General features: G+C 62.2%; 20 protein-coding genes. 16 read left to right on the plus strand and 4 right to left on the minus strand.

The window, feature by feature from the left end; genetic code table 11:
- Positions 1-255 precede the first annotated feature (255 nt).
- A complete protein-coding gene (locus AC066Y_RS10050; protein ID WP_478273978.1) occupies positions 256-1,134 on the minus strand; it encodes an SMP-30/gluconolactonase/LRE family protein in 879 nt (292 codons plus the stop codon).
- A gap of 829 nt (positions 1,135-1,963) precedes the next feature.
- On the opposite strand from AC066Y_RS10050, the gene AC066Y_RS10055 reads away from it, so the two are divergent.
- From AC066Y_RS10055 to AC066Y_RS10080, 6 genes are all read left to right on the plus strand, one after another.
- Positions 1,964-3,652, plus strand: a complete 1,689-nt coding sequence (locus AC066Y_RS10055) for an outer membrane protein assembly factor BamB family protein (RefSeq protein WP_478273979.1) — start codon at positions 1,964-1,966, stop codon at positions 3,650-3,652.
- 21 nt (positions 3,653-3,673) lie between these two features.
- A complete protein-coding gene (locus AC066Y_RS10060; RefSeq protein WP_478273744.1) occupies positions 3,674-4,045 on the plus strand; it encodes a c-type cytochrome in 372 nt (123 codons plus the stop codon).
- Positions 4,042-4,818, plus strand: coding sequence for a substrate-binding periplasmic protein (locus AC066Y_RS10065; protein ID WP_478273745.1), 777 nt, complete (start codon positions 4,042-4,044; stop codon positions 4,816-4,818). The genes AC066Y_RS10060 and AC066Y_RS10065 overlap by 4 nt, the downstream gene beginning before the upstream one ends.
- 995 nt (positions 4,819-5,813) lie before the next feature.
- A complete protein-coding gene (locus AC066Y_RS10070) occupies positions 5,814-6,053 on the plus strand; it encodes a hypothetical protein (protein WP_478273746.1) in 240 nt (79 codons plus the stop codon).
- Between the two features lie 288 nt (positions 6,054-6,341).
- A complete protein-coding gene (locus tag AC066Y_RS10075; protein WP_478273747.1) occupies positions 6,342-6,554 on the plus strand; it encodes a hypothetical protein in 213 nt (70 codons plus the stop codon).
- A gap of 543 nt (positions 6,555-7,097) precedes the next feature.
- Positions 7,098-8,390, plus strand: a complete 1,293-nt coding sequence (locus AC066Y_RS10080) for a c-type cytochrome (protein WP_478273980.1) — start codon at positions 7,098-7,100, stop codon at positions 8,388-8,390.
- Between the two features lie 25 nt (positions 8,391-8,415).
- Here the strand turns inward: AC066Y_RS10080 and AC066Y_RS10085 are convergent, their stop codons facing one another.
- Both AC066Y_RS10085 and AC066Y_RS10090 read right to left on the minus strand, forming a co-directional pair.
- Positions 8,416-8,739, minus strand: coding sequence for a hypothetical protein (locus AC066Y_RS10085; RefSeq protein WP_478273748.1), 324 nt, complete (start codon positions 8,737-8,739; stop codon positions 8,416-8,418).
- 21 nt (positions 8,740-8,760) lie between these two features.
- Positions 8,761-10,479, minus strand: coding sequence for a 4Fe-4S binding protein (locus AC066Y_RS10090; RefSeq protein ID WP_478273749.1), 1,719 nt, complete (start codon positions 10,477-10,479; stop codon positions 8,761-8,763).
- Between the two features lie 49 nt (positions 10,480-10,528).
- On the opposite strand from AC066Y_RS10090, the gene AC066Y_RS10095 reads away from it, so the two are divergent.
- The 10 genes from AC066Y_RS10095 to AC066Y_RS10140 all read left to right on the plus strand — a co-directional run bounded on the left by AC066Y_RS10095 (position 10,529) and on the right by AC066Y_RS10140 (position 20,083).
- On the plus strand, positions 10,529-11,647 hold the full coding sequence (locus tag AC066Y_RS10095) for a biotin/lipoate--protein ligase family protein (RefSeq protein ID WP_478273750.1): 1,119 nt from the start codon (positions 10,529-10,531) through the stop codon (positions 11,645-11,647).
- On the plus strand, positions 11,644-12,180 hold the full coding sequence (locus AC066Y_RS10100) for a DUF6505 family protein (RefSeq protein ID WP_478273751.1): 537 nt from the start codon (positions 11,644-11,646) through the stop codon (positions 12,178-12,180). Before AC066Y_RS10095 ends, AC066Y_RS10100 begins: the two co-directional genes overlap by 4 nt.
- On the plus strand, positions 12,177-13,184 hold the full coding sequence (locus tag AC066Y_RS10105; protein ID WP_478273752.1) for a DUF6352 family protein: 1,008 nt from the start codon (positions 12,177-12,179) through the stop codon (positions 13,182-13,184). Before AC066Y_RS10100 ends, AC066Y_RS10105 begins: the two co-directional genes overlap by 4 nt.
- On the plus strand, positions 13,181-13,696 hold the full coding sequence (locus AC066Y_RS10110) for a DUF3305 domain-containing protein (RefSeq protein ID WP_478273753.1): 516 nt from the start codon (positions 13,181-13,183) through the stop codon (positions 13,694-13,696). The genes AC066Y_RS10105 and AC066Y_RS10110 overlap by 4 nt, the downstream gene beginning before the upstream one ends.
- Entirely contained in the window at positions 13,693-14,352 is a 660-nt protein-coding gene (locus tag AC066Y_RS10115) for a DUF3306 domain-containing protein (protein ID WP_478273754.1), read from the plus strand. The genes AC066Y_RS10110 and AC066Y_RS10115 overlap by 4 nt, the downstream gene beginning before the upstream one ends.
- 119 nt (positions 14,353-14,471) lie before the next feature.
- The gene (locus AC066Y_RS10120) at positions 14,472-15,248 is read left to right on the plus strand and encodes a Cro/CI family transcriptional regulator (RefSeq protein ID WP_478273755.1); all 777 of its coding nucleotides are present in this window, start codon (positions 14,472-14,474) and stop codon (positions 15,246-15,248) included.
- Positions 15,249-15,275: 27 nt separating this feature from the next.
- Positions 15,276-15,485 (plus strand): twin-arginine translocation signal domain-containing protein, encoded by a 210-nt coding sequence (locus tag AC066Y_RS10125; RefSeq protein WP_207830496.1) that lies wholly within the window; start codon positions 15,276-15,278, stop codon positions 15,483-15,485.
- Positions 15,486-15,496: 11 nt separating this feature from the next.
- A complete protein-coding gene (locus AC066Y_RS10130; RefSeq protein ID WP_478273756.1) occupies positions 15,497-18,442 on the plus strand; it encodes a formate dehydrogenase subunit alpha in 2,946 nt (981 codons plus the stop codon).
- Positions 18,443-18,455: 13 nt separating this feature from the next.
- Entirely contained in the window at positions 18,456-19,052 is a 597-nt protein-coding gene (fdh3B, locus tag AC066Y_RS10135) for a formate dehydrogenase FDH3 subunit beta (protein WP_207830490.1), read from the plus strand.
- A 32-nt stretch (positions 19,053-19,084) separates the two neighbouring features.
- A complete protein-coding gene (locus tag AC066Y_RS10140) occupies positions 19,085-20,083 on the plus strand; it encodes a formate dehydrogenase subunit gamma (protein WP_478273757.1) in 999 nt (332 codons plus the stop codon).
- 32 nt (positions 20,084-20,115) lie between these two features.
- On the opposite strand, the gene AC066Y_RS10145 is transcribed toward AC066Y_RS10140, so the two are convergent.
- A complete protein-coding gene (locus AC066Y_RS10145; protein ID WP_456655184.1) occupies positions 20,116-20,238 on the minus strand; it encodes a hypothetical protein in 123 nt (40 codons plus the stop codon).
- Positions 20,239-20,634: the final 396 nt, after the last annotated feature.

Below are 20,634 nucleotides of genomic sequence, written 5' to 3' on the forward strand. Positions count from 1 at the left end.
CATGGCGGGCGTGGTGTTCGCGGCTGAAGGTGATGGGGTTGGCTTTGCAACCGAATCCTACGCCGCATCAGCGCTTTACACCACGCTCGCCAGCCTCTCAGGCGCCTCTGACGAATAAGACGGGCTAATTCGCGGTCATTGCAGTTAATGCCTCTCGAACATGCCTGGGATCCGGACGGCGCAAGACCTACGCAAGACCTAAGAGCCGCTCAGGGCGCGGCTCTCTTTCTAAGAATGATCGGGTTATCACGGGCCCTACGGCTTCATAGAACCCTGCACACTGGTGTAGACGGCATAGAGCGACGTCGAGCCGCAGATGTAAAGCCGGTTTCGTTGCTGACCGCCGAAGCACAGATTGGCGACAGTTTCGGGTATATGGATCTTGCCGAGCAGTTCGCCGGCGGGAGTATAGCAACGCACGCCGTCCTCGTTCGGATCGCCCCAACCCACTGAGCACCAAACACGCCCATCGGTGTCAGTGCGTACCCCGTCGGTAATGCTGGGCTTGGGCATGTCGGCAAAGACCTTGCTGTTCGACGCCTTCCCGGCAGCGACATCAAGGTCAAACGCGCGAATATGCGATGGGTTGTTCGGCCCGTCCGTGAAGCCGGTATCGATCACATACAGTTTCTTCTCGTCGGGCGAGAGTGCAATGCCGTTGGGCTCCACGAAGTCATCGACGATGACCTTGACGTCCCCCGATTTGGGATCAACACGATAGACGTTGTGCTTTTCTTGCTCGGGCTCGGCCTTGATGCCCTCATAGTAGCCACCGATGCCGTAGACGGGATCGGTGAACCAGATCGCGCCATCGGACGTGACAACCGCGTCGTTCGGCGAGTTCAGCCTCTTGCCGTTATACTTTTCGGCGATAATCGTGGTCGATCCGTCCAGTTCGGTTCGTGTGACCCGTCGGCCGCTATGCTCGCAGGTGATCAGGCGTCCTTCCCGATCAATGGTGTTGCCATTCGAGTTCATCGAAGGCTGGCGATAGACGCTGACGTGACCATCGTCCTCGCAGAAGCGCATGATGCGGTTGTTGGGAATGTCGCTGAACAACACGTAACGCCCGGCCGCGAAGTAGACCGGGCCCTCGGCCCAGCGGAACCCGGTTGCGACGCGCTCAACCGCCATAGTGCCGGCGAAGGCTGGGAAATCGGGGGGCCCGAACGATGGTGGCCCCTTCTTGGCAGATTCCAGATGGGAGTCCGGATAGCGGCCGCCGGGCAGCGGCCCCAACGGTAACGGCTCGCTCGCCGTTGTTGGAGCGCCCGTTTGGCCCAACGGCGTCACGGTCGCCGCAGAGGCCGCTTTGAGGCTCACCGCCGTCGCGGCCAGCGCCGCAGCGCCTTTGACGATGTTGCGGCGGTTGAGGATTTGCTTGTGAGGAGAGGTCATTGCACTTGCCACGGTTTCCTCCCATTTTTTGTTGGAAGGAAACTATACCACAATCCGGCATAAAGCGGGCGGTTCGGCCACAGAAGGCCCGGCGACATCACCAATGCGTTGATCTTCAGCGCTTCATCGCAGTCTGCGCACACCACGGCCTCGCCGTTGACCACGAACCGCTTCGCGATCCGAACTTCAGCGCCTTATTGAGCTGCGCATCCGAGTCACCTCGTCGGGGTGGCCGCGCATCGTTCCGGTACCCCGGCGATGGCGATGTGTCGGCTCACATGGGTATTGGGACAGTGTGGCTGCCAAAACACGTCGCTTGCGCTTGTACTACTTTGAGCATTGAATTCATCGTGATGCTACGGCGCTGCTGAACGCAATCCACTCGGCCGCAGCGATCACCGTCTGGTGTCTAAACCCCTCGCCGAGGTCAGGAGTCGAGCTGTACGGATGAGGCAGCTTGCCGCAGCAGACTCCATGTTGGATGTAGTTCCCGCGATACAATAAGGGAGGGAAAACAATGACCGTCAGTACAAGGCACCTTACCTGTGTTGCCGCACTGGCCGCGATGGCTGTTGCACCACTGGCTTGGGCCATCGCGCCGTCAGAGATCAATCCCGCTCGCATCGAGGCGGCCGAGCAGAACCCAAGCGATTGGCTGACCTATCACGGCGGCTACAAATCGTATCACTACAGCGGACTTGATCAGATCAACGCGAACAACGTGAAGAACCTTGAAGTCGCGTGGATCCATATGCCCGGCCGCTCAACGCGCGGCCTGCAGACGATGCCGCTCGTCGCTGACGGCGTGCTGTATTATTCGGGCTCCTACAGTCGCGTCTACGCACTCGACGGTGCGACCGGCAAGATGATCTGGTCGTACTTCCCGCAGCTCGACGAGGAGCTCGTGTCGATGCAGACGCACTCGCCATACAATCGCGGCGTCGCGCTTGGCGATGGCAAGGTTTTCGTCGGTACCGTCGACGGGCATCTGATTGGGCTCGACATGAAAACCGGCAAGGAGGTGTGGAACACGCACCTCGTCGATTCCAAGAAGCTCACCGTCGGCTTCACGGGCGCGCCGCTGGTGGTGAGAGACACCGTCATCATCGGCAGCCAGGGCGGCGAGTGGACTTCGCGCGGTCCGCTTTTCGGCGTCGATATCAAGACGGGCAAGAAGAAATGGGAATTCCTCACGGTCGCCGGCACCGAGGAAGCCAAGGCGAGCTGGGGCAACGAATCCTGGCGTACCGGCGGCGGAGGCGCATGGATGCCGGGCACCTACGATCCTGAAACCAACACCATCTGGTGGGGAACAGCGAACCCGGCACCGCTTTACGACTGGTCGGGCGCGGACTGGCAGAAAAGCGGGCCACGGCCAGGCACCAACCTCTACACGACATCAGTCATCGCGCTTGATCCCGATACCGGCAAACTGAAGTTCTACCACCAGGAGCTGCCACACGACGCATGGGACTTCGACTCGGCGGTCGGGGAGTTCCTGATGATCGACCGCGACGGCCGCAAGCTCGTCGTGCATCCGAACAAGGGCGGATTCGTCTTCGTCTACGATCGCGCCGATGCGAAGGTGCAGAACGTCTGGCGGATCGCGAAGAACATCAACTTCGTCAAGGACATCGACCCCAAGACAGGCGAGCTGATCGGTCGGCGCGATCTTTCACTTGGCAAAGCAAGCGAGCCACTCTGTCCGGCAATCGCCGGCGGCGTGAGCTGGAACGCAGGCGCCTACAGCCCGAAGACCGGCCTGTGGTACAAGATCGCGCAGGAATGGTGCATGGATGTGGACGTAGTGAAGACCACGCCAATCACCGAGCCGATGGCGCAGCTCAATATCGGTGCGAATTTCAAGCTCGTTCCGCCGCCGGACGGACCGGCGCGTGGACATCTTGATGCTCGTGATCCCGTGACCGGCGCCAAGAAATGGGAGGTCAATTTCGACGAGCCGCCGCTTGCGAGTGTGCTTGCAACAGCCGGCAATCTAGTGTTCGTACCGGACTCGCGCGGTGTGTTGCGCGCCTACAATGCGGAGACCGGCCAGGAGCTGTGGTCGCATTACAATGGCGTCGGCCACAATGGCGGCATCATCAGCTACAGCGCCGGCGGCAAACAATACATCGCGGTACCGGCTGGATGGGGCGGCATGGTGGCGGACGAATTCCCAGCTCTCTTCGGCGAACCTTATACGAGCATGCCGAAGGATGCCGGTGCGCTCGTTGTCTTTACGTTGCAGCAATAATTAATGGTGGGAAGAGGCAGGGTGTGGTCGCGCCCTGCCTCTGCAGTCCAGATGCCCATGTTGAAGTCGATTACTCTCATCGCTGGCATTGCGCTGTCATCGTCGCGCGACCTCCACGCACAGCAGAGCCAGGCTCCCCATCAGGATCAATCGGCGAAGGAGAGCGACATCGAGGGCGGGACGATGTTCGCCACCTCGTGTGGCTTCTGTCACGAAAACGGCGGCCGCGCCGCCGGCAAAGGGCCGAAGCTCGCGGGCACGACACGCAGCGACGAGTTTATCGTGGAGCGGATCAAGAAGGGTAAGCCCGGCGCGATGCCTGCGTTTGGAGGCGCTTTTTCAGAGAGCCAGATCATGGCAATATTGGCCTATATCCGGAGCATCGAGGAGTGAAGCCCGAGATGCGACGTATCACTCTGGTGATCTTGCTGATGCTGTTCGGCGCGACTGCTGCTTCAGCGCGCTCGCTGGAGGCAATTCTTGAGCGCGGCGCCCTGACGCTTTGCGCGCACCCAAACGCACTACCGTTTGCCAGCAGGCGCGATGCCAATCCTGGATTTCAGGTCGAAATCGCCAAGGCGTTGGCAAACCAGCTCGGGGTCTCGCTGGAACAACGGTGGGTCGTCACTAGCTTTCAGTACCGCCGCGCCGAGTGCGACATCGTCCTTGATGCGATCGCGGATCGGGCGGCGTTGGCGGAGGTGGGGTTGCGCATGTCGCGACCCTATCAGCGCAGTGGTGTCGCGTTGGCGGTCGGTGCAAACTCCAGCGCAGCCTCACTCGCAGATTTGAGGCCGGGCCAGCGTGTCGGGGTACAGGTCGGCTCGATCGCCTCCATGACACTCAGTAAGCGAGGCGTCCAAACCTCACCGTTTGTCTTCGAGGATGAAATCATGGACGCGCTTGCTAAGAACGAGATCGACGCCGCGGCGGTTACGCCCGCTGCAGTTGGTTGGTTCAACCAAGTTCATCCCGATGCGCACGTGCGCCGTATTCCTGCTTTCGAGGACGATCCCGACCTGAACTGGAATGTCGCTGTTGGGATGATCAGCCCAGACGAGCAGCTCAGGCAGGGACTCGACGCAGCCCTTGAAGCATTGCTCGCCAACGGCACCCTCGCGCGGATCTACGCGCATTACAACGTCGAATTGCAGTCGCCAAAATGAGCGAGCTCCCGGGGCAAGAACTGGCGGAGCAACGGACAAGGCAACGTGCACGTGAAGACGTTGAGCACGTCATGGATATGATGCTCAACCGCCTTGAATCCAGTGGCAAGCGTGCGGGGCAGGTTGGAATGGCAGAAGTCGTAGCCAGTGCCACTCAGCTGGAGATTCTTATTTGAGCGTGTCGATTGCTTCCCCACATGTGCGGCCTTCCCCAAATGACCGGAGGGTCGGCATCCGCATTAGAACTTTCGAGGCCTGCCCGGGCTTCACTTTGTTACGGCCCATTCGGATCGCTCAGCAGACCAAGGCCCCTTTGTCGCAGGGCTCCGACCCAGCCAGTTACCCGGCCGAGCCGCCTGCCAGCTTCCGGACCAATCGACAATTATCCGGGTGAGACTGGGAGTTCGCGCCCTCGGGGCGCACGGTCAATCTCGTCGGTTCCCTTTGGTCGGTGACTTCCGGTCTACCATCGACTCCGGAAATGTCGCTGCAGTGCGCCAACTGACGCGATGGGCCAATAAGCGATATTGTAAAAGAAAGAGCGCCAGCTGAGGCGGCCTCTGCCATCTAGGTGCGGATAGTTGAGTCAGGTTCTTGGCCTATATGGCGGATATGTTGGCGGTTCCGTGATGCATATACCCGCTGACGATACTCGGCAAAGCACATCATAGTGCAGGCCGTCCTTGGCCTTTGCGGGGATCAACGGTGTTGGGATTGATTGGCTTCGCTTTGGGGGTTGCCTCTGTGGCGTCGATCTGATTTTGCGCGACGACCAGAGACGACAAGGCGACCAGCGCGGTCGCTGTGAGCAACGCGGTCCTCATGACTTGTCCTCCGTATTAATTTGAACTGCCCCAGACCCGGGGGAGGAGGTGCCGTTCAACACATCGGTGAAGAACGCTGAGAAGGAACGAGTTGCCAGCCCACGAGCCGGGCGTATGGTTGAGTGGAACCGAACAGCTTTCCTGTCTCGAACGGTTGACAAGGAATCTGAGATGCCGATCGAGATGATGGAGATTGCGATGAGTGCATACCAGTATCAGCATCAGACGGTCCGTCCGCTGTCCGATGAGGAATGTGAATCCGTGACCGGCGGTTGCTTCGGAATTCCGGTTTCCGACGGTCATGGAGGGATCATCTATGTTTCTCCGACGATCGGCCGTGGTCCATGGCTTCCGACGAGCACCAAACCTACCTTTCCGACGGGTGGCCCATCCGGACCGTTTCCGGCGTAATCAACGGGCATGTGCATGTCAGAGCCGGCACTCCCAACGGTGCCGGCTCTGAAGTCGCGCATGAACCGGGCCGTGTAAGGCGCCGGCAATTTGAGCATCGTTCTTGTCGACCGCGTCCTGGCGTCCGAGGCCATTTGCCGTCGACTTTAACCGTGCGGAACCCGAAAGGCGCTTCCGGGAAAATTTCAAGGGCATGTGAGGCGGTTCACATCGCGACGCTGCGGTCAGCACTAATCAGATCTCTGCAAAACTTCTTCGGGGACAGCTCCAACCGAACGGAGATTTCGCATGAAGGGTCTGATGGTAGCCGTCATCACCGCTTTTGCGCTTCTTACCGCAGTGCTCGGTATCCCGCGATCACACTCGGTCTCGGCGGTCGGTCGGGCCGATTTGGCAAGCGGTTCGATGCAAGAACTGCAAGGCGCTCGCAGCGCAGCCAAGTTGCCGGCCGAGGACTTTGACGACCGGTCCCTGGTCTTTCCGAGAGAGACGACGCGCTAGACGACCACCTGTCGGCCGAAGCGACCCGCAGCCAGGATCAACGCTGAGGCGCGCGCCAGGTGGAAACCTGGCCGGGCGACGAACGCTACGGGCCTAGGAAGGCGGCTGGAGGAGAATCGTGGTTTCGGAGCAGGCCAAGCGATTCCAACTCACCTCGATGAAGATCAACCTCCAAGATGGCCAAGAGAGGCGTCAGCACGACTGCGACGAAAATGAGCGATGGTGACGTCTCACGGGGCACGTCGCCATCGTGTGGCGAAATCGAATTGCGAAGTGATCGCCACAGCGAAATGAAATGCAGATACGTTTTGGATCGTATTTGCATGCCGTCATCCTTGACGCTTCGGGGTCAGCATAGGAGCCGACGACCCTCGGTTCAAGCCGATCAGACGCCATTGCGGCATTGAGTAGCGGAGGCCGTTCCAATCCTGCGGCGCAGCATGGAAACCCAACCACGGCCCTCGTCGTTGACCCGGGTCAAGCGCGTGCATGCTATCCTGCAAGGCAACGGCGACGTGCCGGAGCCGACCCGTGAAGCCGCCGATGAATTGGCTCTCAAATCTGTGCGTCGTTGCCGCCCTATGGGCATTTGATTCAACGCCGGCGCAAGGTCAACTCGCGGGTCATGGCGGGCCCGTTCGGGCGATCGCGATCTCGAGCGATGGCAACAGTGCTCTGTCAGGCGGCTTCGATACATCAGCAATTCGATGGTCACTCAAGACCGAATCCGCGGAGCAAGCCCTTCGCTTTCACTCCGATGCCGTGAATGCGGTCGCGTTCCTGAAAGATGGACGAATGGCGACAGCCGGAGCCGACGCGCTGATCGCGATCTGGACACCCGGACGGGAGCAGCCGGATCAGGTCTTCGAGGGTCATCACGCGCCAATCGTTTCGCTCGCCGTCTCGCCGGACGGAACCAAGCTCGCTACGGCATCGTGGGACCATACGGTTGGCGTCTGGTCACTCATCGGCGGCCCGTCGCAGATACTGAAAGGGCATACGCAGAACGTGAACGGAGTTGCCTTTGCTGCGGACGGACGATCGCTGGTCAGCGTCGGTTACGACCGCGAGTTGAGGATCTGGCCGATGGTGGCGGCAACGCCGGATGTCGCCCTGCTTCCGTCGCCTCTCAACGCCGTGGCAGTCGCGCCCGACGGCGAGATCATAACGGGCGGAGGCGACGGAAAAGTACGGTTTCTGACGCCGAGCGGGCATGAGACCGGCGAGATTCTAGCCGGGTCGACCCCGATCGTCGCGTTGGCGATGTCCACGGACGGCACGTTGATCGCGGCATCGGAAATTGGCGGAAGAATTTCCGTCATCGACCGGAAGGCGCGGAGCATCGTGCAATCGCTCGCCACTCAGGGAGCGCCGGTTTGGGCGGTGGCATTCCTGCCCGACACTGCAACGTTGCTGACGGGCGGCGCGGACGGCAAGATCCGGCGCTGGAACGCGCAGACGGGCGATCCCGTCGGCTCGTCGCCACAGGCTGCGCAAAGCGATCCCCTGGCAGCCTATGCCGGAGATCGTGGCGCCGAGGTATTTAAGGCGTGTGTTGCGTGTCACACGCTGTCCGCGGAGGAGCCGCAGCGCGCCGGCCCCACGCTCGATGGCTTGTATGGTCGCAGGATTGCGTCGTTGCCGGGATATCGCTTCTCCGACGCGCTGACGAAAATGGATATCGTCTGGGCTCCCGAAACGGTGGCAAGGCTCTTCGAGCTCGGTCCGAATACCTATACGCCGGGTACAAAAATGCCGGAGCAGCGGATCGGGTCGGTCGAGGACCGCAAGGCGCTCACGGATTTCCTGGGGCGTGCGACGTTGAGGCGACGATAGCGGGCCGTTACGCAGCTTTATGTGGTTAGAAGCCGGGCCATTTCTCTACCGGGAGGTTCGTTAGGTTTGGATGCTCCTTGATCAAGCGAACAATGTCGACGTTTGGATGTTGCTTCAGGGCCTCGGAGACGCAATTGTTCACGTATTTCCGGCGCGCGAGCCATTTGACCTTCCTGCCCTTCGCCTCCGCCTTGCAGGCAACGATCGCCTGTTTCAGGGCGACCTTGTCGGCGTTCGACAGGCGCGCGGCTTCGACGGGCGCCGGGATCATCGCTGCGCCAAGGGCAACTCCAACGGCAATGAACGCAAAATGAGCTTTGGTGAGATGAGACATGGTGCGCCTTCCCAAATGTGCTGGTCCCAATTGGTTCTAGTTTTTGGTTTCCCGTTCGCGCAGATAATCGTCTGTCGTGCGAGGCGCCGCGCGTTGTGGCACGCCGGCAAACGGGTCGAACTGCTGCTCGCTCATGGTGATCACGCGGCAATCCGCGCACATTCGGACCGTATCGAGCCGCTTGTCGCCGGCGGGATACATCCAGTGCCGGCCCTCGAGTTTCGCTGCGATCTTCTCAATCGTGCTCTTCACGCCAAACGGCTTGCTGCAGCGGATGCAAAGCGCCGGCTCTTCCTCCTTGATGATCGTCGCGGGAGCCCTGGCGGCACGGAAGTCGATCTGCGGTCTGAGCGTGATCACCTTTTCCGGGCAGGTGCTCTGGCACAATCCGCATTGCACGCAGGCATCTTCGACGAATTTGAGCACAGGACGTTCGGGATCGTCGCGCAGTGCACCGGTCGGGCAAACCGATACGCACGACAGACATAAGGTGCATCCCTCCACATTGACGCTGATCGCGCCGAGTGGTGCGCCTTCAGGCAGCGCGATGACGTCGACCGGCGAAGGCGCCAGGCGGTGCAACTCGTGAAGCGCGAGGCGAAGCAACTCGCGCTGTTTGCCGACGGACCGGAAGCTCGCGGGATGCTCGACGGTCGGCGCCGGCTCGATTGACCAGAGCGCCTTGCCGAGTGCGTCGGGATCGTCGGTTTCGATTGCTTCGACCCTACATCCTTTCAACCCAAGTCCGGAGATAATCGCATCGGCCATCGCGATCGTCTTGAAGAGGCCGGCGACGTCATGCCGCGGCTTTGCGCGAAGCAGGAAGCGTATCCCGGCCGCAGCATAGGTGAAGGAAGCGACGACGGCCTCGAGTCCAACCTGCGTCACCTCGTTCACCGCGAGCGGCAGCACGCTGGCCGGAAGCCCGTCGCCATGACGGGCGAGCGCATCGATCAGCGCAGTGCCGTGCTGGCCATCGTGAAACAGCACGACGGCATTGGCGCCGCCGGCCGCGTGATAGGACAAAAGCATCGCACGCAATTTGTGCAACAGCGCGTCGGCCGGCGGCAGGGCATAGGTTGCCGCGCCGGTCGGACAGGCGGCGGCGCATTGGCCGCATCCGGCGCAGACCTCCGCATTGATCCTGACGTGATCGCCATCCGGCGTGATCGCCCCGGACGGGCAAAGATCAAGGCAGCGATGACAACCGGTCAGCTTCGACCGCGAATGCACGCAGAGCTCTGCGGTGAAGTTGACGTATTGCGGCTTGTCGAAGCTGCCGACGAGATCGCGCGCCTTGAGTACCGCGCGCAGCATCGCGGGCGGATCGCCCGGGTCGGCGCGGAGATAGCCTTCGCGCAGGTCATGCGCGGGAAATAGCGGCGTCCCGCCGGAAAGATCCAGGACGAGGTCGCAGCGCGACGTCAGGCCGTTGCGCGGCCCCTCGAACAGCAGCGTGTCGCGCGAGGAGGGGCGAGGCGCGGCATAGTCGTCGATCACAAGCTCGAAGGCGCCCAAATGTCCCTTGGCGTTGCGAATCGTTCCCCTGACGATCGGGAACGACGTTGTCGCCGGCGGTGCAATCTGCGCTGGCCTCGTGATCATGACCGTTACGTCGAGGTGATCTGCCAGCAGTTGGCCCGCTTCAACCGCGACGTCGTCGCGGCCATAGATCAGGATCACGCCCTCGCTCGACAAGGTGACAAACGGGTAGGGCGGCGCGGGCTCGGACGCTGCAGCGAGCAGCCCTGCCATTTTCGGCCCCGCCTGTCGTCCTGCCAGGGACCACCCTGCGGTCTCCCGGATGTTGACGAACTCCGTTCTTTCCGAGCGGCCCTCCATCGCATCGGCAAACAGCGGCGCCTCCTGGGTGCAGCAAATGATCATTGGCGCCGCGACCTTCGCTGCATCGCGAAACCGATCCAGCTCGGCTCGACACAGCTGTCGGAATTCGGCGATCTCGCTGTTGCGACATCCTCGCTTGATCGTTGCGGTGTCGAGACACATCGTGTCTTCGCACGAGCAGATCAGGATCGTCTTCGGCGAATCCGGCATATGCGCCTATTCACCTCCCAAAGCGGTCGGAGAACGAGGGGCGGACTCGCGCCGTCCCCTTTGCTCGGATAAGCTATTATCCCACGGGAAGAAATGGAAGCTGGAGGTCCGTCTGTCGCCGACCGTCCGCACGTGCTCATCGATCTTGGAGCCCGTTGACCTGCCTCCGCCGTTCACGCTGGTGAGGCTGCGCGAGACGCGCGATGCCTTCGCCCATGCCATCGGCATCGCGGAGGAAAGCGGGGCAGGTACACTGACCTATGTGGGGCGCTTCGATCTTGCTGAGTTCGCCGTCGTACTCGAACCCGGCGAGCCCTTGTGCACCGCGCGCCGCGCCTTCTATGCCGCCATGGTGGCATTGACCGATGCCTTGCGCGCCTACGCACCGCCGAACAAGCAGGTCGCCATCGACTGGCCGGATGCGGTCCGTGTCGACGGCGGGCTCGTCGGTGGTGGCCGGCTTGGCTGGCCATCGTCTGCGAAAGAGGATGAGCCGCCGCGTTGGTTGGTGTTCGGTGCCATGATCCGGACGGTTGCGATGACCGAGGCGGACGCGGCCGTCCACCCACTCGCTTCGGCGCTCGACCAGGAGGGCTTTGGCGAGGCCGGCGCGGTTCAGATCACTGAAAGCTTTGCGCGGCATCTGATGCTCGCGACCGAAACCTGGCAAGTCGACGGTTTTGACGCAGTCGCCCGTGAATTCCTGAACCGGCTGACGGACGAACCGCAGACCTCTCGCGCGATCGCTGACAACGGCGATCTTCTGGTGCGCCGGGTCGGAGCAGATCGAACCGAGCGGCGCGATTTGAGGAAATCCCTCCGATCGTCCTCGTGGCTCGATCCGAAGCTCGGAGGGCCGCGCCTGTGAAGCTCTTGCGCACCGTTGCGCTCGATCCGTCCGACACGTTCGTATTCGACGTGCCGGCGGAGCCCGGCGAATGGGCGGTGCCGGGCGCGTTCCGCTTCTTTGATCGAGATTTGACGCAACTGGACGGTAAGGAGCGTTCCGCGTTCCGCGGCGGTTTTCTCGGAGTGCAATCCTGGGGTTGGTCGACGCTGACGCAGATCGTTCCAGCGACCGCCGACGATCGCCGCGCGCTGGTGGAACTCCTTGCGAAGCGGCTGGTCGAACGGTTCGGTGCGCCGGATCTTGCAACCGCGCGCGGGGCGGCAGAAGAGGAGGTTGCCTTTGCGCAATCGCTCTGTGCCCATCCGGTTAGCACGCTGATTGCAGTCCACCGCTCGGTGCGCGATGGCGAGGTTCGCGAGTCCTTCCGAAGCTTGCGGCTGCGCGAGGGGCAGAGGCACGGCAAGGCGTTCTCGTTCATGGAAGTGGAGGATGACGTCGAACGAGGCGGCGATCTTAATCTTGCCGAGATGACCAAGGAGCCAGAGAAATGAAGGATTTCTGGATCGCCTGCGGCCACCATCTGCTCGACCGCAATGCGAGCGGCGCGCTCGTTGTCACCGATGAATACCTGAAGGCGTATTTCGCGCGCCCCGAGCTGATGCCGCCGGATAACGCGTGCGCGGTCGAGCGTCGCTTGCACCGGCAATTGCTGGCCGATCCGCGCCTCCCGGTCGGAGACGCGGAGGTGGCCGCGATCGGCGATGCCGACGCGCAGGAAAACTGGCAGTTCGTGCTGGCATTTCGTGACCTCCTGCTGCGCCATCCGACGCTGGAGGCGGCCTATCTCGCGACGGTTCGTTCAGGCTCAGTCAATCTGCCGCCGCTGTTCATGAACCAGTTGGTGCATGTGATCCTGCGCAATGCGCTTGATCGCTGCGAGGATCCGTTTCAGCTGCGCGCGGCCGAGTTGTTCTTCCGGCCGCAGCGGGTCCTGCCGCACGAGCATTTGCTGCTCGTGGGCGACGATGAAATCCTTGGCGGGCGTAGCCCGACGCCGGTGCTGTCGCTGATGTCCATGCTGGGCGCGACGAACGACACCCAACTCGACGTTCTCAGCGAGGAGAACGCCGACGGCTATTGGCAACGCAGTGACCAGTTCGATATGGCGCTTGATCTGACCGGCCGAGGGCGGGGGCAGGTCGCGCTGGCCGGCGCGATGCGGCGCTGGATCTTGCATCTGCTCGGGATCGCTGTGACGATCGAGCCGCTGGCCGAACTGCGCAACGCGGAACTAACCTGGTATGTGGGCCTGGATTCCGAGGCGACCCGCATCGGTGACCGGCTTTGGCAGGGTGAATCCCTCGACGACCGCACCGCGGGGCGCGTGCTGGCGCTGTTTCGGCTGAGCTTTGCGGATCCCGGCCTGATCGTTGACGCCGCGGGGCGCATGCCGGCCTATCTGATCCTCGCAATGACGTCCGATCAGGTCGTCCGGATGAAACCCCAGAACTTGCTAACGGGGTTGCCAATCGAGCATCTGGAGGCCGTGACGTGAGCCCCGTCGTCGAGCCGCTGGTCCGTATCTCCGTCGGCGTCGTCGTCGAGCGCCGCAGAGCGGATTCTCCGTGGATCGACGTCGTCTGGCGCGGCGTCGGGGTGCTGCCGGACGAGCCGGAGATGACGCCGTGGACGGTGATCCGCGAGCAGGATGGAGTGACGCTGTTTTACGCCGGCAGTGCGACAGTCGATCTCTACCGCTCGGAAACCGATCGCTACCGCGACAATCTCACCTCCGGCGCGCCAAGCATCTGGATCGTGTTGAGCCCTGCCGAGAAAGCCTCGTCCTACCTCCTTTCCGCGGTCACGGCCGATCCCGCCGAAGGGGAAGCGTTCACGGGGGCCGGTGCCAATCTCGTCGAAGCGGTGCCGATGCCTGAGGTGCTGCGCCAGGCGATTGAAGATTTCATCGCCGAGCACCACGTCGAGAAGGAGTTCTTCAAGCGCGAGCGGAGCCGCGCCGATCCGGAAGCGCTGGCGCAACGGCGCCATGAAGGTGAGCACGAATGAGCGAAGACGACTTTCTGGCGCGCTGGTCGCGACGCAAGCAGGCCGCGAGGGACGGCCACGCCGAACCAAGGCCCGAACAACCCGCCGAGGCGAATCCGCCGGCGGCGGCCGGCCCTGACGTGGCGGAGCCCTGTCCGACCGAGTTGGACTTGTCGAGCCTGCCGTCGATTGAATCGATTGATGCCGCGACCGACGTCTCGGCCTTCCTTCGCAAGGGCATTCCTCAGGAATTGAGCCGTGCCGCGCTTCGCCGCGCCTGGAGCGCCGATCCTGCCATTCGCGATTTCACGGGGCTGGCGGAAAACGCCTGGGACTTCAACGACCCGACCGCCATGCCTGGCTTCGGTCCGCTGGACTATTCGGCCGAGCAGGTTGACGCACTCGTCCGCCGTGTTGTCGGGGACCTCGTGCAGGCCGCCGAGAACGCGACCAACCCGATCGAAGGGGCTGTCGAAGACGCCACGCGACCGGCCGTCGCTGCGGTCGACGATTTGGCGCAAGCATCAAATCCGCTAAAGGCGCGCCCGGATCTCCCGCTGTCCGATGAGTCCGCAACCGTAGAATTGCCCTCAAGCTCTGCTGCACCGCAACTGCTAGGCCCGGGCGACGAGACTGCCGTTCGGCGGCGCGCACATGGTGGCGCGCTACCCCGATAGGCTGCGACCAAATGCTATAGCCGTAGGCTATGCGCATCGATTGACCGCTTCCCAGCTCCCGAATAGTCTTTGTTAAGCAAACGCAATCAAGCGCTTGGCCCCGAGGATGGGAGGGCGGCGTGCGCGATGCGGGCCTTGAAAGTGCCATCGATGCTGCGGGCGGTGTAGCCCAGCTAGCCCGGAAAATCGGTATTGCCCAGCCCTCGGTGTCGAACTGGAACCGGGTGCCTGCGCAACGCGTGATCGCTGTCGAAATCGCAACGGGCATCTCGCGAAAAATTCTTCGTCCCGATCTCTATAGCGAGCTTGCGATATCGGACATGCTCGATCCGATCGAAGCCGGACGCGCGCAGGAATACGCACTGCTTGCGACCCTGCTGTCGTCGGCGCCGTCGCAAGACTTCCTCGAGCAGATCGCGCGACTGAACGGCGATGTGACGCCGCTTGGTCGCGCCCACTCCGCTCTTGCGGAGGCCGCTTCGATCGCGGTCGCAACCGAGGTCGAGCGCGAATATTTTGACCTGTTCGTTGGCGTTGGGCGCGGCGAGCTGCTGCCCTACGCGTCCTACTATCTGACCGGCTTCCTCAATGAGCGCCCGCTGTCGCGGCTTCGTGACGATCTGGCCGCGCTTGGCATCGAGCGGGTGGAGAGCAATCCGGAACCCGAGGACCATGCGGCGACGCTATGCGAGATCATGGCGGGCCTTGTGGCTGGTCGTTTCCCGGCGTCGGTCGCAGCACAGCGCGCTTTCTTCGAAAAGCATGTTTCGCGCTGGATCGGACGTTTGTTCGCTGACATGGCGAAGGCCGAACGCGCCAAGTTCTATCGAGCGGTCGGGACGCTGGGATGCGTGTTTTTGGAGATTGAAACAGAGGCCTTCAAGTTCGCCAATTGACCGGCTGCCCGGTCCAGGAGAGGTGCAATGAGCGATGAGAAGAAAATGACGGCAGGCCGCCGCGACTTCCTTCGCAAGGTCGGAATCGGCACGGTTGGTGCAGGCGCCGCGCTGGCAACCCCCTTAATCGCGCCGGCGCAAGCCGACAGCGAGACCGAAGCTGAGAAGCGCAAGGCCCGCTACAAGGAAACCGACCACGTGAAGGCGTACTATCGCGTCAATCGCTATCCACGGTGAGGGAGGCGGCCATGCTGATCAGGAGAACACAGCGTTCCGATTCCGACCGACATGGATCCGTCGCGGCCCTCCTGTCCGGGCAAACCGGCGGCCTCGACCGCCGCACGTTCCTGCGTCGGTCCGGTCTGGCCGGCGGTGCGCTCGCTGCGCTCAACACGCTGCCCCTCGGTGGCGTTCGCGAGGCGGAGGCTGCCGCCGCCGGGCCGCTGACCGCGGGAGTGACGGCGCGCAAGAGCATCTGTACGCATTGCTCGGTTGGATGCACCGTGACCGCTGAAGTGCTGAACGATGTATGGATCGGCCAGGAGCCGACCTGGGATTCCCCGATCAATCGCGGATCGCATTGTGCCAAGGGCGCCTCGGTGCGCGAACTCGTGCACAGCGAGCGGCGGCTGCGCTATCCGATGAAGCTGGTGGGCGGGCAGTGGACCCGGGTCTCCTGGGAGGCCGCGATCAATGAGATCGGCGACAAGCTCCTGGACGTGCGCGAGAAGTCGGGTCCCGATTCCGTCTATTGGCTCGGATCGGCCAAGATGACCAACGAGGGTTCCTACCTATTCCGCAAGCTTGGCGCGTTCTGGGGCACCAACAACACCGACCATCAGGCGCGCATCTGCCATTCGACGACCGTCACCGGTGTGGCGAACACCTGGGGTTACGGCGCGATGACCAACAGCTTCAACGACATCCGCAATGCCAAGACCCAGATGATCATGGGCGGCAATCCGGCCGAGGCGCATCCGGTGTCGTTGCAGCACCTGCTCGAGGGCAAGGAGCTGCAAAAGGCCAACTTTATCGTCATCGACCCGCGCCTGACGCGAACCGCGGCGCACGCGACTGAGTATGTCCGCATGCGGCCAGGCACCGACATTCCGGTGCTCTACGGTATGATGTGGCACATCCTGCAGAACGGCTGGGAGGACAAGGAATTCATCCGGCAGCGCGTCTATGGTTTCGACGATCTTCGCAAGGAGGTCGAAAAATGGAATCCGGAGGAGGTCGAGCGCGTTACCGGCATTCCCGGTGAACAGCTCAAGCGTGTCGCGAAGATGTTCGCAACGGAAAAGCCGTCGACGCTGATCTGGGCCATGGGGCAGACTCAGAAGACGGTCGGCACCGCCAACGTGCGGGCGAGTTGCATCCTGCTCCTGATGACCGGAAATGTTGGCGGTCCGGGCATGGGCGCCAACATCTTCCGCGGCCATGACAACGTTCAGGGAGCAACCGACGTCGGACTCGATATCGTCACGCTGCCGTTCTACTACGGGCTCGCCGAGGGCGCGTGGAAGCACTGGTCGCGCGTTTGGGAGGTCGACTATGACTTCCTGAAGTCGCGCTTCGACTCCAAGCAGATCATGGAAGCGCCCGGCATCCCGCTAACGCGCTGGTTCGAGGCGGTGACGCTGCCGAAAGACCAGGTCGCCCAGAAAGACAATGTGCGGGCGGTGTTCGTGCAGGGACACGCGTCTAACAGCATCACCCGCATTCCGGAATCCCTGAAGGGTCTGAAGGCGCTCGACCTGCTTGTCATCGCCGACCCGCATCCGACCACCTGGACCTCGCTCGCGGTGGAGGCCGGGCGCAAGGACGGTCTCTACCTTCTCCCGGTCGCCACCCAATTCGAGTGCAAGGGGTCCCGTGTCGCCTCGAACCGCTCGCTGCAGTGGGGCGAGCAGATCGTGAAGCCGATCTTCGAATCCAAGGACGACCTCGAGATCACCTATCTGCTGGCAAAGAAGTTCGGCTTTGCCGACAAGATGTTCAAGAACATCAAAGTCGAGAACAATCTGCCCGAGGCCGAGGACATCCTGCGCGAAATGAATCGCGGCAGCTGGTCGACCGGTTATTGCGGGCAATCGCCCGAGCGTCTCAAGGCCCATATGAAGAACCAGGCGAAGTTCGACATGCTGACGATGCGGGCTCCGAAGGACGACCCGGAAGTCGGCGGCGACTATTACGGCCTGCCTTGGCCGTGCTGGGGCTCGCCGCAGGTCAGGCATCCGGGCACGCCGCTTCTCTACAACACAAATCTCGGCGTGATGGATGGCGGCGGAACGTTCCGGCCGCGCTTTGGCATCGAACGCGAGGAGAAGCTGGCCGACGGCACGACACGGAAGGTCAGCCTGCTCGCCGACGGGTCCTATTCGAAGGATTCGGAAATCAAGGACGGCTATCCGGAATTCACGCTGGCGAGCCTGAAGAAGCTCGGCTGGGACAAGGATCTGACGGAGGCGGAGATGGCCACGATCAACAGGATCAATCCGGCCACTCCGGACGCGGTGTCGTGGTCGCTCGACCTTTCGGGCGGCATTCAGCGCGTCGCGCTGATGCACGGCTGCGTGCCTTATGGCAACGGCAAGGCGCGCATGAACGCGTTCGGCTTGCCGGATCCGATTCCGGTTCACCGCGAGCCGATCTACACGCCGCGCGTTGATCTGGTCGCCAAATATCCGACGCTTCCCGATGCCAAGCAGTTCCGCATGCCCAACATCGGGTTCTCCGTGCAGAAGGCCGCGGTGGAGAAGGGGATTGCCAAGCAATTCCCGCTCATCCTCTCCTCGGGCCGCCTCGTCGAATACGAGGGCGGCGGCGAAGAGACGCGAACCAATCCGTGGCTCGCCGAACTCCAGCAGGACATGTTCATCGAGATCAGCCCTGCCGATGCCGCCGATCGCGGCATCAAGGATGGCGGCTGGGTCTGGGTGAGCGGTGCTGAAAACAACTCGCGTGCCAGAATGAAGGCGCTGGTGACCGAACGGGTCGGGAAGGGCGTTGCCTGGATGCCCTTCCACTTCGGTGGTTGGCTCGCGGGCAAGGACCTTCGCGGCAATTACCCGAAGGGGACCGATCCGATCGTGCTTGGCGAAAGCGCCAATACGATCACGACCTACGGCTATGATCCTGCGACCAATATGCAGGAGACCAAGGTTACCCTTTGCCAGATCGTCGCAGCCTAGAGGAGCAACGCACATGGCTCGGATGAAATTCCTCTGCGACGCCGACCGCTGTATCGAGTGCAATGCCTGCGTCACCGCCTGCAAGAATGAGCATGAGGTGCCCTGGGGCATCAACCGGCGCCGCGTCGTCACAATCAACGACGGCAAGCCCGGAGAGCGATCGATCTCCATGGCCTGCATGCACTGCACCGATGCGCCCTGCGCGGCCGTCTGCCCGGTGAACTGCTTCTACACCACCGCCGATGGCGTCGTACTTCATTCCAAGGATCTGTGCATCGGCTGTGGCTATTGCTTCTACGCGTGTCCGTTCGGCGCGCCGCAATACCCGAAGATCGGCAATTTCGGCTCCCGCGGCAAGATGGACAAGTGCACGTTCTGCGCCGGCGGCCCCGAGGCCGACGGCAGCAAGGAGGAGTACGAGAAGTATGGGGCCAATCGCCTCGCCGAGGGGAAATTGCCGCTCTGTGCCGAGATGTGCTCCACGAAATCGTTGCTCGCCGGTGATGGCGAGATCATCGCTCAGATCTACAGGGAACGTGTGGTGAAGCGCGGCTACGGCTCGGGCGCCTGGGGTTGGAAAACCGCCTATCGCGAGACGATCGAATCCTGAAAGCGGGGTCGCGCCTATACCGGGAGGAGTTCATGGCGTCTCTTGCAAAATACATCCGTCTCGCACTGGGCGCATGGGCGCTTGCGTTGATGATAACGGCGTCGGTGCCGTCCATCGCCCAGCAGGTCAACCCGACCGCTAGCGCGGTGAAGGAGCAACAGCTTCTGCAGGAGTTCAACCGGATCCAGGGACGCGTCAGCATTCCCGATCAGCGGTCAGGCGTGCTGGAGCAGCCGGCGGGGCGCGAGTGGCGGGAATTTCGCAACGTCACCCTGCGCTGGATCGGCGGAGTTGCCATTCTTGGCATGCTCGTGGCGCTCGTCGCCTTCTATCTCATCCGCGGCACGGTCCGGCTTCAGGACGGAAGGTCTGGGCGTACGATCGTGCGCTTCGGCGCCTTTGAGCGCTTCGTGCACTGGATGACTGCGACCTGCTTCATCATTCTGGCAATCTCCGGACTGAACGTCACCTTCGGCCGTCCGCTGTTGTTGCCGTTGATCGGCCACGAAGCATTCTCCGAATGGTCGCAATGGGCGAAATACGCGCATAACTATCTGAGTTTCCCGTTCACCATCGGGGTGGTGCTGATCTTCCTGATGTGGCTTGGCGGCAATATCCCGAACAAGGTCGATGTCGAGTGGATCAAGCGCGGCGGCGGTATCGTGGGGCACGATCATCCGCCGGCCTATCGCTTCAACGCCGGGCAGAAGGCGGTCTACTGGATCGTCGTGATCGGCGGCGCTGCCGTTGCGATCACCGGATATGAGCTGATGTTCCCGTTCTACCTGTCCGGCATCGAAGGAATGCAAATGGCCGCGGTGGTCCACGCGATTGTGGCGGTGTTGTTCGTCGCGGTGATGCTGGCCCACATCTACATCGGCACCATCGGCATGCAGGGCGCCTTCGAGGCGATGGGCAGTGGCATCGTGGATGTCAATTGGGCGAAGGAGCACCACAGCCTGTGGCTGGAGGAGGAGACGCGCGCCGCAGCCAATGCGCGCTCGAAGCCGGCCGCCACGGCGGCAGAGTAGGAGCAACGCCGCCTGCCCCGGGGGCGAGATCGCTAAAGCCGCACGGCCGTCGTTGCAAAGGCCTCTGCGACCGGCTCTTGTACGCGGTCAAGGACCGCGGCGCCGAATCCCGCCACGACGACAGCGGCCACGCAGGCGAGCAGGAAGGCTCTCATGGCAATCCTCCCAAAGAGGTCGAGTGCAGCGAGATTACACAAAGTGGATCGTCACGGACAGCCGCGCCGCCGTCGACCCCCGGCGCATTCCCTTCGGCAAGAAACAGGCTCGTTGGATTTCGATTGCTTGAGCTAGCTCAAACTTGCCTATGATGGACAGGACAAACGAGCGCGTTTCCTGAATCATGTCAGCGTGTTGCGTAGGGACACGGTTCTTCATGTACCAGAACTGTACCAAGCGCTGTGGTGCGCCGGCGCGACCAATCTCTCTGGCAGCAATGCGGAAGGGAATCCCGCGATCAACCTATCTCGAGGGTCCCCAGGCATACGCCTTCTTGGGGTTGTCGAACGCTCGGATGAGGGTGGAATCGGGAAACATGCCGCCTCTACTTCATG

This window comes from Bradyrhizobium sp. USDA3010, from assembly GCF_056429065.1.

Excerpts from the sequence above, each read along its gene's own strand:
- AC066Y_RS10050 (WP_478273978.1), bottom strand. The coding sequence starts at position 1,134 with ATGGCGGTTGAGCGCGTCGCAACCGGGTTCCGCTGGGCCGAGGGCCCG.
- AC066Y_RS10055 (WP_478273979.1), top strand. The coding sequence starts at position 1,964 with ATGGCTGTTGCACCACTGGCTTGGGCCATCGCGCCGTCAGAGATCAAT.
- AC066Y_RS10070 (WP_478273746.1), top strand. The coding sequence starts at position 5,814 with ATGCCGATCGAGATGATGGAGATTGCGATGAGTGCATACCAGTATCAG.
- AC066Y_RS10075 (WP_478273747.1), top strand. The coding sequence starts at position 6,342 with ATGAAGGGTCTGATGGTAGCCGTCATCACCGCTTTTGCGCTTCTTACC.
- AC066Y_RS10080 (WP_478273980.1), top strand. The coding sequence starts at position 7,098 with ATGAATTGGCTCTCAAATCTGTGCGTCGTTGCCGCCCTATGGGCATTT.
- AC066Y_RS10090 (WP_478273749.1), bottom strand. The coding sequence starts at position 10,479 with ATGGCAGGGCTGCTCGCTGCAGCGTCCGAGCCCGCGCCGCCCTACCCG.
- AC066Y_RS10095 (WP_478273750.1), top strand. The coding sequence starts at position 10,529 with ATGTTGACGAACTCCGTTCTTTCCGAGCGGCCCTCCATCGCATCGGCA.
- AC066Y_RS10105 (WP_478273752.1), top strand. The coding sequence starts at position 12,177 with ATGAAGGATTTCTGGATCGCCTGCGGCCACCATCTGCTCGACCGCAAT.
- AC066Y_RS10115 (WP_478273754.1), top strand. The coding sequence starts at position 13,693 with ATGAGCGAAGACGACTTTCTGGCGCGCTGGTCGCGACGCAAGCAGGCC.
- AC066Y_RS10125 (WP_207830496.1), top strand. The coding sequence starts at position 15,276 with ATGAGCGATGAGAAGAAAATGACGGCAGGCCGCCGCGACTTCCTTCGC.
- AC066Y_RS10130 (WP_478273756.1), top strand. The coding sequence starts at position 15,497 with ATGCTGATCAGGAGAACACAGCGTTCCGATTCCGACCGACATGGATCC.
- fdh3B (WP_207830490.1), top strand. The coding sequence starts at position 18,456 with ATGGCTCGGATGAAATTCCTCTGCGACGCCGACCGCTGTATCGAGTGC.
- AC066Y_RS10140 (WP_478273757.1), top strand. The coding sequence starts at position 19,085 with ATGGCGTCTCTTGCAAAATACATCCGTCTCGCACTGGGCGCATGGGCG.
- AC066Y_RS10145 (WP_456655184.1), bottom strand. The coding sequence starts at position 20,238 with ATGAGAGCCTTCCTGCTCGCCTGCGTGGCCGCTGTCGTCGTGGCGGGA.